This window comes from Bradyrhizobium sp. AUGA SZCCT0105 (assembly GCF_018129565.1).
In the GTDB taxonomy this organism is placed as follows: Bacteria; Pseudomonadota; Alphaproteobacteria; order Rhizobiales; family Xanthobacteraceae; genus Bradyrhizobium.
On the sequence record NZ_JAFCMK010000002.1, the window covers coordinates 224,291 to 235,001 of the forward strand.

Here is a 10,711-nt window from a genome sequence, read left to right on the forward strand (position 1 = left end):
CCGCGGACGTTCCCCCGGCACCATCATTTAAGGTAAATGCAAGGCGAATTCCCGCGCCCTTGCCACGCCTCGGGCAGCAGCACACGGGCAGGTGCGACTCAATCAGCCATGCGCCGCCGTCGGGCTGCGCAGCGCCGCCTCGCGATATTCGGCCCACGCCTGCCGCAGGATTTGCACCGACGAGGTGAGGAATATCATCGCCATCACCGCGGCGACCGCGAGATCGGGCCAGGCGGTGGCCGTTCCCCACACGCCGAGCGCGGCCACCATCACGATGAGATTTCCGATCGCATCGTTGCGCGAGCAGAGCCAGACCGAGCGAATATTGGCGTCACCGTTCTTGTAGGGCAGCAGAAGCAGAACGGACGACAGATTCGCCGCAAGCGCCAACGTCCCTATCGCGCCCATCACCTCGGCCTTCGGAACGCCGAGAATGAGGGTCTGGTAGACCGTGGAGCCGACGACCCAGAGCGCCATCAGGCTCAGCGAAGTGCCCTTCAGCAGCGCCGCCGACGCACGCATCCGCAGGCCGGCGCCGATCACCGCAAGACTCAGCCCATAGGTGACGGTATCGGCCAGGAAGTCGAGCGCATCCGCCTTGAGCGCCTGCGATCCGGCAAGCTGACCCGCGATCATCTCGGTCAGGAACATCGCGCCATTGATGGCGATGACGGTCCAGAGCACGCGCTTGTAGCGCGGATCGAGGCCGTCAAACACCGGAACGCCGCCCGAGCAGCCACACGCATCAGCCGTGAGGTTGCGATCCGACGCCGGCGCGCCGGCCTTCTTCGGCAACGTCAGCGGCGGTGGCGCACAGCATTCGGAGGTCTTCTGCTCGCAGCAATCGCTCATGGCTTGTCCTTCCAGACCACAGGATAAGTCCACCCGTGCAACGCATTCAAGCCGATCCGCCTGGAACAGCTCTGCTTTGACGATCATGTCTCGTGCTAGTTGCGGCTGCCGGCTGCGCTTCAGCCGACAGCCCATCGCGCGCGAAGCGACGATACGGGTGTCGCCTCACTTCGCCTTCTGGATCGCGGTGACGGTGTAGCCGCCGTCGCCCTCCTGGGCTTCGAACTTGACCTTGTCGCCGACCTTGACCTGCTTGAGCAGCGCGGGATCCTTGACCCGGTAGACCATCGTCATCGGCTCGTCCATGCCGAGGCTCTTGGCCGGGCCGTGCTTGAGCGTGATCTTGCCCGCGCCCTCGTCGATCTTCTTGACCTCGCCGTTGATGGCTGCGGCCTGCGCGAAAGCGCCGCCGAATGTCAGCGCCAGCAAAGCTGCGGCTGCAATCCGGATCATCCTGTTCATCGTTGTCGTCCTTTCTCTCGTTGCTGGTTTCATTTCACGATGACGCGGCCGGTCATCCCGTAGTCGCGGTGATCGGGGATCAGGCAGGAATATTCGAATGTTCCGGCCTTGGTGAACTTCCAGACGATCTCCGCGGTCTTCTTGGGCGCGAGGCGGACGCCGTTCGGATCGTCATGCTCCATATGCGGATGCTTCTTCATCACTTCGGCATGCTTCAAATTCTCCTCGGTGGTCGCGAGCAGGAATTCGTGATCCTCGGTGCCGGCATTCTTGATCACGAAGCGGATCTGTTCGCCGCGCTTGACCTCGATGCGGAACGGCGTGAACTCCATCTCCTTCATCTCGACCTCGACCGTGCGCGACGGCTTGCTCGGATCGCCGGGCTCGCCGGCCGAATAGGATTGGTGACCGTGTTTTTCGTGACCGCGCGACGGCGCCGCGGTGATCGACAGCGCAATGAGCGCGATGCCGATCGTGGTGCGGTGATTCATTGGATTCTCCATTCTGAGTTTGTTGCTTGCTTTTCGTTGGACGGCGCGTCGATCCGCTACATCTTCATTCCCTTCATCGATGGCTTGCTCTTCCGCTCGGGCGCGGCCGGTTGCTGCCGCGCGGGCTCGGCCACTGGCGCCTCGACCTCATAGGCAACGGTGCCCGGCGGATAGTTGTATGGGCCGGGATCGGCGTAATCGTCGCGGCCGAGCCCCTCGCGGATCTTCATCACGGTGAACATGCCGCCCATCTCGATCGGCCCGAACGGTCCCGTTCCGGTCATCATCGGCAGCGTGTTGTCGGGCGCCGGCATCTCCATGTTGCCCATCGCCATGCCGGTCGATCCCATCACCATGGCGTCGGGCGCGAGCTTGCCGACCGCCTTCGCCAGATCCTGACGCGACACGCCGATGAAATTGCGCACGTCGTGGCCCATCGCGTTCATGGTGTGGTGCGACTTGTGGCAGTGGAACGCCCAGTCGCCCGGATTGTCGGCGAGCATGTCGAACGTCCTGACGGCGCCGACCGGCACGTCGGTCGTGGTCTCCGGATATTGCGCGCTCTGCGGCACCCAGCCGCCGTCGGTGCAGGTCACTGCGAAATTGTGCCCGTGCACATGGATCGGATGGTTGGTCATGGTCAGATTGCCGATCCGCACGCGGATCCTGTCGCCGAGCCGGATCGGCATCGGATCGATGCCGGGATAGACGCGGCTGTTCCAGGTCCACATGTTGAAGTCGGTCATCTCATTGACCTTCGGCAGATAGGTGCCGGGGTCGATGAGATAGCTGCTCATGATGAAGACGAAGTCGCGGTCGACGGGACGGAACGCCGGATCGCGCGGGTGCACGATGAACATGCCCATCATGCCCATCGCCATCTGCACCATCTCGTCGGAATGCGGGTGGTACATGAAGGTCCCGCTGTGCTTCAGCTCGAACTCGTAGACGAAGGTCTTGCCCGGCTTGATGTGTGGCTGGTTGAGGCCGCCGACGCCGTCCATGCCTGACGGCACGATCATGCCGTGCCAGTGCACCGTGGTATGTTCAGGCAATTTGTTGGTGACGAAGATGCGGACCTTGTCGCCTTCGACCGCCTCTATGGTCGGTCCCGGCGCCTGGCCGTTATAGCCCCACAGATTGGCCTTCATGCCGTGGGCGAATTCGCGCACCACCGGCTCGGCGACGAGATGGAATTCCTTCCAGTCGCCGTTCATCCGCCATGGCAGCGACCAGCCGTTGAGCGTCACCACAGGCCGGTAGTCGGGCCCGCTCGACGGATGCAGCGGCGGCTGCATCACCGCTCTGTCCATGGTCTGCGCTTCCGGAATGCCGGCAGCCTGGACGCGGCCGCTGACCGCGCTTGCCGTGACCAGCGCCGCGCTCCCCAAAAATCCTCGACGTGAAAACATCTACGTCTCCTCTTAATGATCGCCGGCCGCAGGTGCGGTCGAGGCGATGGCGGATGGTGTCGATGGCGCGGCCGCCGGGCCGCCGCCGTTGATCGCGGTCTGCAGGTCGGATTGCGCCAGCCAGAAGTCGCGTTTGGCATCGATCGCTGCGCGCAGCGAGCCGAGCCGCTGCCGCGCTTCGGTCAGCAGCGCGAACACGTCGACCTGCATGCTGGAGAAGCGCAGCTGCATCTCCTCGGTGATGATCTGCCGCAACGGCAGCACCTCGCGCTGGTAGTGGCTCGCGATGTCGTAAGTGGAGCGATAGACGCGGTACGCGTCGCGCGCCTCGGAGCGGACATTGATGGCCTTCTCGGTCAGCCGGTTCATGGCCTGCCGGTAGGTCTCGGCCGCCTGACGCACCCGCACCTCGCCGCCGTCGAAGATCGGGATCTGGAACTGGACGTCGAAGCCGCGCTCCCTGAACGGCGGGCCTTCCGGATCGCGCGTCCGCCTGTCGATGCCGGCGACATCGAGCAGCGTGACGAAGCGCGTCGCTTCGGTGAGATCGAGCGCCTTGGCAAGCGCGACAATCTCCATCCGCGCGATCTGCAGATCGACGCGATGACCGACCGCCGCGACCTCGATCGACGGCTGTTCCAGTGGCCGCTTCGGCAGCAATGGCAATTTGCTGGGGAGTCGGAAGCCGAGATCGCCGTCCCAGAGCCCGAGCAGACGCGCGAGCCGCTCGCGCGAACTCGCCGCGTTCTGCCGCGCGCTGGCGAGGTCGGCCGTGATCTCGGCGTAGAACACCTGCTCGCGGGCCTGGTCGAGCTTGTTCATGCCGCCGGTCTCGCCAAGTTTTTTGGCGAGCTGCGCGGTCGATTCGGCAGTCGCCTTCGCATCCGTCAGCAGCGCGATCGTCTCGTTCGCGGCCACAACAGCGACATGGGCACGCCGCACCTCGGCAGCGAGCCGCAGGGTAGCGAGCGCGGCCTTGAGCTGTGCCTGGCGGAAGCGCTCGCGCGCGATTTCGGAGCGCGCCGGCAGCGTCGCCAGCGCCAGGATGTCGCCGACCACCTGCCGCTCGACCTCGCTGGCGCCGTTTCCGGTGATGCGCTGTAACGAGAAGGTCGGGTTCGGCGGCAGGCGGTCGGCGACGAGGTCCGTCTCCGCCAACGCCAGATCGTTATAGGCTGCCTGCAAGCCCTTGTTGTTCAGCAGCGCGAGCTGGACGGCGGCATCCGCGGTCAGGTCGCGCGCCAGCAGCCGCTTCACCGCGGCGTCGACGGTCGTGGCTTCGTCTTTGGTGCGAACGAAGGCAACGTCCTTGCCGATCGCCTGCTCGGTCACCTCGGAGACGACGCCCATGCCGCTGTCGGGCGAGAACGACGCGCATCCCGCGAGCGCGGATGTCAGCAGCAGGATCGGCACGATGGCCAGATGTCGCATGGCGCCCTCCTACCGATTCGAATTGGTCGGCGGCGTCACGCCGTCGTTGCGCGCGCGCCAGGGCAGCGGCGTCGCCGGACGCAGGCTGCTGTAGGGCGCGATCGTCGAGCGGTCGCCGACGCTGGCGCTGCCCGCCGACGGGTTTGCCGGATCGCCTGCGACGGCAAGCGGCCGGCCGTCGGCCATGCAGCCGGCGAGCGGCGCGGCCGCGATGACGGCGGCGGCCATCCGCGACAAGAATGTGGATGGCGTACGCCGGCCAAGCCTGTTGCCAAGCCGTGTGGCCACGGCGGCGAGTCTCGCCCCGAAATGCGAAAACATGGATCTGTCCCGATCGTCAGATGAATGACAGGCATGCGCACGCGAGCGCGCGGCGCAGCCACGATGTCAGCTGAGGATCAGGCGATGGGGGGACGATAGAGCCGCGCGGGCGCCTCGCTGTGCAGGCTCTGGAAGGCCTCGGCGAGACGGGTCGCGATCGGGTGCAAGGGAGCAGCGACGGACGGAAGATCGGCCGGCAGCGCCGACACGCACATCATCGCGCAGCACGGCCCCGGCGCGTTCTTGCCGTCGTGGCTGTGCTTCACCGGTGGTTCAGCGCCATCGGCGGCGTGATGCATATGCATGCCGCCATGATCGTGGGCGGCATGATCGTGCGCGGCGCCATCCGCATGCACCATCGAGGCATCATGCACCTGTACCGCGGCGGCCGGCTGGACCTCATCGGTCAGGCACGGAAACGGCGCCCCGAACGCGAGCGCGACGGACGGCGCGAGGACGCAAAACAGATAGGCCAGGATGATGGAACATCCCGCCCGTATCCGCCCTGACCTCGTCAATCGCACCAACACTTGCGTGATCGCCCCGAACTCGCCTCGCCCGCACCCCGACAGCAAATCAGTTGACCGCGAACCGCCATCCTATATACCCCCGCAGGGTATCATTCAATCCGGTTTGAACCAGCCGACGAATTCGCAACCCCTGCTACACGCGGTCGCACGACCGGCGCAACGACATCCGCTTCCGGCACCCTCGTGCGAAGCGCCAAGCCCTTCACGACGGCGAAGATCGCGGGAATCACGATCAGCGTCAGCAAGGTCGACGAGATCATACCACCGATCATCGGCACCGCGATGCGCTGCATGATCTCGGAACCGGTGCCGGTGCTCCACATGATCGGCAGCAGCCCGGCCATGATGGCAACCACCGTCATCATCTTTGGCCGCACCCGCTCGACCGCGCCCTCGATGATCGCGTGGTTGAGATCGTCGCGACCGATCGTGCGGCCCTCGGCGACGCGACGCGCGGTGATCTCGGCCAGCGCCTGGTTGAGGTACATCAGCATCACGACACCGGTCTCGGCGGCGACCCCGGCCAGCGCGATGAAGCCGACCGCGACCGCAACCGACAGGTTGAAGCCGAGCGCCCACATCAGCCAGAGCCCGCCGACCAGCGCGAACGGCAGCGACAGCATCACGATCATGGTCTCCGCCACCGAGCGGAAGTTGAGGTAGAGCAGCAGGAAAATGATTGTCAGCGTCACCGGCACCACGATCTTGAGCCGCGCCGCGGCGCGTTCGAGATATTCGTACTGACCGCTCCAGATCACGTAGGCGCCGGGCGGAAACTGCACGGCGGCCTGCACCGCGCGCTGCGCATCCGCGACATAGCCGCCGAGATCGCGATCGCGGATGTCGACATAGATGTAGGTCGCAAGCTGCCCGTTCTCGGTCCTGATCGTGGTCGGCCCGCGCGCCGGCGTGATATCGGCGACCTCGCCGAGCGGCACGGCGCCGCCCGCCGGCATCGGCACCAGGATGTCGCTCGCAATCGCGCCCGGATTGTCGCGCAGGTCGCGCGGATAGCGCATGTTGACGGTGAAGCGCTGCCGCCCCTCCACGGTCGTGGTCACGGTCTGACCGCCGAGCGCAGTTGCGATCGTGTCCTGCACGTCCTGCACCGCGATGCCGTAGCGCGACAACGCCTCGCGGTTCGGCGTGATCTCGAGGTAGTAGCCGCCGAGGCCGCGCTCGGCATAGGCCGACGAGGTGCCAGGCACGCCCTTCACGACCTGCTCGATCTGGCGGGCGAGCTTGTCGATCACCGCGAGATCGGGGCCGATCACCTTGACGCCGACGGGGGTGCGGATCCCGGTCGACAGCATGTCGATGCGCGCCTTGATCGGCATGGTCCAGGCGTTGGAGACGCCGGGGAATCGCAGCGCCTTGTCCATCTCGGCGATCAGGCCGTCGAGCGTGAGGCCCTTGCGCCATTGCTGTTTCGGCTTGAGGTTGACGACGGTCTCGAACATCTCCGACGGCGCCGGGTCGGTCGCGGTCGCGGCGCGGCCGGCCTTGCCGTAGACCGAGACGACCTCGGGAAAGCTGCGGATGATGCGGTCCTGCATCTGCAGCAGCTCGGCCGCCTTGGTCACCGAAATCCCCGGCAGCGTGGTCGGCATGTAGAGCAGCGTGCCCTCGTTGAGGTCGGGCATGAACTCGGTGCCGAGTTGCCGGGCCGGCCAGACCGTCACGGCGATCGCTGCGAGCGCGAGCAGGATCACCAGCGTCTTGGCCCGCAACACGCCGTGGATGACCGGACGGTAGATCCAGATCAGGAAGCGATTGATCGGATTCTTGTGCTCGGGGACGATCCTGCCGCGGACAAAGATCACCATCAGCGCCGGCACCAGCGTCACCGACAGCAGCGCCGCTGCCGCCATCGCAAACGTCTTGGTGAAGGCGAGCGGCGAGAACAGCCGCCCCTCCTGCGATTCCAGCGTGAAGATCGGCATGAACGACACGGTGATGATGAGCAGGCTGAAGAACAGCGCCGGTCCCACCTCCGCCGCGGCCTCGATCAGGATCGCGACCCGCGACCGGCCGGGCTCGGCCCGCTCCAGGCGCTTGTGCGCGTTCTCGATCATCACGATCGCCGCATCGATCATGGCGCCGATCGCAATCGCGATGCCGCCGAGGCTCATGATGTTGGAGCCGATCCCGAGCAGCTTCATCGCGCCGAACGCCATCAGCACGCCGACCGGCAGCATCAGGATCGCGACCAGCGCGCTGCGGACGTGCAGCAGGAACACGAAGCAGACCAGCGCGACCACGACGCTCTCCTCGAACAGTGTGCGCTTGAGCGTGTCGATCGCCGCATAGATCAGGTTGGACCGGTCATAGACCGGCACGATCTCGACCGACTTCGGCAGGCTGGTCGCGATCTCGTTGAAGCGTTTCTTGACGTTTTCGATCACGTCGAGGGCATTGACGCCGAAGCGTTGCAGCACGATGCCGCTCGCCACCTCGCCCTCGCCGTTCAATTCGGCGATGCCGCGCCGCTCGTCGGGGCCGAGCTCGACGCGGGCGACGTCGCGCAGCAGCACCGGCGTGCCGTTGTCGGTCTTCAGCACGATGTTGCCGAGATCGTTGATGTCCTTCAGATAGCCCTTGCCGCGAATGACATATTCGAATTCGGAGAGCTCGACGGTGCGGCCGCCGACGTCGGCATTGCTGGCGCGGATCGCATCGCGCATCCGCTGCATGGTGATGCCGCGGTCGCGCATCCGCTGCGGATCGAGGATCACATTGTACTGCTTGACGAAGCCGCCGACGCTCGCAACCTCGGCGACGCCTTCCGCTCTGGCGAGCGCGAATTTCAGATTCCAGTCCTGGATGGTCCGGGTGTCGGCAAGATTCAACTCTTTCGACATCACGGCATATTGGTAGACCCACCCCACCCCGGTCGCATCGGGACCGATGGTCGGCGACACGCCGGCCGGCAGCCGCGACGCCGCCCCGTTGAGGAACTCGAGCACCCGCGAGCGCGCCCAGTAGATGTCGGTGCCGTCCTCGAAGATGACGTAGACGAAGGAGACGCCGAAGAACGAGAAGCCGCGCACGACCTTCGACTTCGGCACCGTCAGCATCGCCGTGGTCAGGGGATAGGTGACCTGGTCCTCGATCACCTGCGGCGCCTGGCCGGGATACTCGGTGTAGACGATGACCTGGGTGTCGGAGAGATCGGGGATCGCATCGAGCGGCAGATGCAGCAACGCGTAGAGACCCGCGGCAGCCGCAAAGCCGGTGCCGAACAGCACCAACAGCAGGTTGCGCGCCGACCAGGCGATGATGCGGGCGATCATGGCCGGCCTCCGTCCGTCATCTGGCCGTCGGCTGTTGCCCCTTGCGCAGCGCCGGCCTCGGCGAAGCCCTTGATCGCGGCTTTCAGGTTGCTTTCGGCATCGATCAGGAAGGTCGCCGACGTGACGACCGCATCGCCCTCCGCGATCCCGTCGCGGATTTCGACATAGCCGTCGCCGCGCCGCCCGAGCTTGACCTCACGCGGCTCGAACCGGCCGTTGCCCCGGTCGATCAGCACGGTCTGCCGGCTTCCGGTGTCGAGGATGGAGTTTTCCGCCACCGTCAGCACCGGCGCCGCGCTGCCAATGTCGATCTCGGCGTCGACATACATGTCCGGCAGCAGCGCTAGATCGGCATTCTGCAGTTCGATCCGCACCCGCGCGGTGCGCGTGTCCTTGTTGACCTGCGGATAGATCACGCTGATCTGGCCCATGAACGCGCGGCCGGGATAGCTGCGGGCCCGCACCGCGACCTTCTGCCCGACCACGATGTTGCCGAGATCGCGCTCGGCGACATCGACCAGTGCCCACACGACAGAGACGTCAGCGATCCGGAACAGCACGTCGCCGGGCTGGGCACGCATGCCCTCGATCGCGGAACGCTGCAACACGATGCCGTCACGCGGCGACAGCCACTGGATCGCGAGCGGCACCGCGTGGCTTTTCTCCATCTCGGCGATGATGGACTCGGGAACGTCGAGATTGGTCAACCGCTGCTTGGAGCCGCGTCCGTAGGGCTCGATATTCGCGATCGCTTTCGAGGTCATGGTCGCGACATATTCGGCCGCGGCGGACGACACCGCCGGGCTGTAGATCTCCATCAACGGCTGCCCCTTGGTCACCCGGCTGCCGGTCGTGATGTCGGCGACCTTCTGCACGTAGCTCTCGGCCCGCATCGCGATGACGGAGACGCGCCGTTCGTCGAGCTGGATCGTGCCGGGGGCACGCACGAGCGTGCGGATGCGACGCATCTCCGCCGCTTCGGATTTGACGCCGGTGCGTTGGATTTTTCCGGGCGACAGCGTGATCGAGCCGTCGTCGCTGTCCTCGCCGTCGTAGACCGCGATGTAGTCCATCCCCATTGAATCCTTCTTCGGCACCGGCGAGGTGTCGGGAAGCCCCATTGGATTGCGATAATATTTGACCTTGCGCGCGCCCTTGGCGTCCGCCGGCATCGACATTGGCGCGTCCGGCTCGTCGAAGCTGAGATCGGCGCCGGCGGCGACGGGCTGGTAGTTGCGGCCGTCAGACGTCTTCTTCGGCGTCAGCGAGTAGGACGGCTTGCCGTCCGGATCGCGGAAATAGATCGGCGCGCCGGCTTCCGCCGCTTGCGCAGCAGGAGCAACGAGATTTGCGCCCGGCCACGGCGGCACGCCGCGACCGAGATATGCGACGCCTGCCGCTGCAACGATCGCAGCGGCAACGCCTGCCAGAGCGAGCCGGTTCATTTTCCGGCCGTGACCACGAGCTTGCTTTCGACCGTGCCGGTCTCGCCCTGCACCTTCGCGCCGAGCGACAGCTGCCAGCGCCCGGCCATGCCGAAATTCGCCTTGAACCGATAGGTGCCGGGTTCGGTCCCCGGCATCGGCGTGACCTTGGTGGCCATCTCCTGCATGCCGTCCGGGGCCATGTCGAGCCGCGTCGCGAAGATCACGGCGTCAGGTACGGCCTTGCCGGTCTTGGTGTTCGTCAGCCGGACGGTGACAACCTTGTCCGGACCGGCCTGAACCGTCTGGTCGACGAGCTGGAATTCGTAGTCCTTGATGTCGGCGAGCGCGACAGTGGCGGTGCCAGTCAGCGCGAGGCCGATGAGCGCGGCCGCTACGGCACGCGGCGTATTGAACGACGTCATTTCGTTTTATTCCTCGATTGGATTTGGTCTGCCGCTTGCGCGGCACGCGACGTCCACGCGCCCCAAAGGT

Annotated in this window: 10 protein-coding genes; all 10 read right to left on the reverse strand. The window is 65.7% G+C overall.

Annotation, left to right across the window (positions count from 1 at the left end):
• Nucleotides 1-102: 102 nt before the first annotated feature.
• The 10 genes from JQ573_RS10065 to JQ573_RS10110 all read right to left on the reverse strand — a co-directional run bounded on the left by JQ573_RS10065 (nt 103) and on the right by JQ573_RS10110 (nt 10,641).
• Nucleotides 103-852, reverse strand: a complete 750-nt coding sequence (locus JQ573_RS10065) for a cation transporter (RefSeq protein ID WP_212309797.1) — start codon at nt 850-852, stop codon at nt 103-105.
• Nucleotides 853-1,017: 165 nt separating this feature from the next.
• A complete protein-coding gene (locus JQ573_RS10070; RefSeq protein WP_212309798.1) occupies nt 1,018-1,314 on the reverse strand; it encodes a copper-binding protein in 297 nt (98 codons plus the stop codon).
• A 29-nt stretch (nt 1,315-1,343) separates the two neighbouring features.
• Nucleotides 1,344-1,805 (reverse strand): cupredoxin domain-containing protein, encoded by a 462-nt coding sequence (locus tag JQ573_RS10075; protein WP_249131580.1) that lies wholly within the window; start codon nt 1,803-1,805, stop codon nt 1,344-1,346.
• Nucleotides 1,806-1,861: 56 nt separating this feature from the next.
• A complete protein-coding gene (locus JQ573_RS10080; RefSeq protein ID WP_212309800.1) occupies nt 1,862-3,217 on the reverse strand; it encodes a multicopper oxidase family protein in 1,356 nt (451 codons plus the stop codon).
• Nucleotides 3,218-3,229: 12 nt separating this feature from the next.
• Entirely contained in the window at nt 3,230-4,648 is a 1,419-nt protein-coding gene (locus tag JQ573_RS10085; RefSeq protein ID WP_212309801.1) for a TolC family protein, read from the reverse strand.
• A 9-nt stretch (nt 4,649-4,657) separates the two neighbouring features.
• Nucleotides 4,658-4,969 (reverse strand): hypothetical protein, encoded by a 312-nt coding sequence (locus tag JQ573_RS10090; protein WP_212309802.1) that lies wholly within the window; start codon nt 4,967-4,969, stop codon nt 4,658-4,660.
• A 77-nt stretch (nt 4,970-5,046) separates the two neighbouring features.
• Entirely contained in the window at nt 5,047-5,499 is a 453-nt protein-coding gene (locus JQ573_RS10095) for a hypothetical protein (RefSeq protein WP_312011448.1), read from the reverse strand.
• Nucleotides 5,500-5,588: 89 nt separating this feature from the next.
• Nucleotides 5,589-8,792, reverse strand: coding sequence for an efflux RND transporter permease subunit (locus JQ573_RS10100; protein ID WP_249131582.1), 3,204 nt, complete (start codon nt 8,790-8,792; stop codon nt 5,589-5,591).
• Complete coding sequence (locus JQ573_RS10105; RefSeq protein ID WP_212309803.1) at nt 8,789-10,237, reverse strand: efflux RND transporter periplasmic adaptor subunit; 1,449 nt, start codon at nt 10,235-10,237, stop codon at nt 8,789-8,791. Before JQ573_RS10105 ends, JQ573_RS10100 begins: the two co-directional genes overlap by 4 nt.
• Entirely contained in the window at nt 10,234-10,641 is a 408-nt protein-coding gene (locus tag JQ573_RS10110) for a FixH family protein (protein WP_212309804.1), read from the reverse strand. Before JQ573_RS10110 ends, JQ573_RS10105 begins: the two co-directional genes overlap by 4 nt.
• Between the last annotated feature and the right edge of the window lie 70 nt (nt 10,642-10,711).

What these genes read in the sequence shown, in the direction of transcription:
- JQ573_RS10065 (WP_212309797.1), bottom strand. Translation starts at nt 852, where the DNA reads ATGAGCGATTGCTGCGAGCAGAAGACCTCCGAATGCTGTGCGCCACCG.
- JQ573_RS10070 (WP_212309798.1), bottom strand. Translation starts at nt 1,314, where the DNA reads ATGAACAGGATGATCCGGATTGCAGCCGCAGCTTTGCTGGCGCTGACA.
- JQ573_RS10075 (WP_249131580.1), bottom strand. Translation starts at nt 1,805, where the DNA reads ATGAATCACCGCACCACGATCGGCATCGCGCTCATTGCGCTGTCGATC.
- JQ573_RS10080 (WP_212309800.1), bottom strand. Translation starts at nt 3,217, where the DNA reads ATGTTTTCACGTCGAGGATTTTTGGGGAGCGCGGCGCTGGTCACGGCA.
- JQ573_RS10085 (WP_212309801.1), bottom strand. Translation starts at nt 4,648, where the DNA reads ATGCGACATCTGGCCATCGTGCCGATCCTGCTGCTGACATCCGCGCTC.
- JQ573_RS10090 (WP_212309802.1), bottom strand. Translation starts at nt 4,969, where the DNA reads ATGTTTTCGCATTTCGGGGCGAGACTCGCCGCCGTGGCCACACGGCTT.
- JQ573_RS10100 (WP_249131582.1), bottom strand. Translation starts at nt 8,792, where the DNA reads ATGATCGCCCGCATCATCGCCTGGTCGGCGCGCAACCTGCTGTTGGTG.
- JQ573_RS10105 (WP_212309803.1), bottom strand. Translation starts at nt 10,237, where the DNA reads ATGAACCGGCTCGCTCTGGCAGGCGTTGCCGCTGCGATCGTTGCAGCG.
- JQ573_RS10110 (WP_212309804.1), bottom strand. Translation starts at nt 10,641, where the DNA reads ATGACGTCGTTCAATACGCCGCGTGCCGTAGCGGCCGCGCTCATCGGC.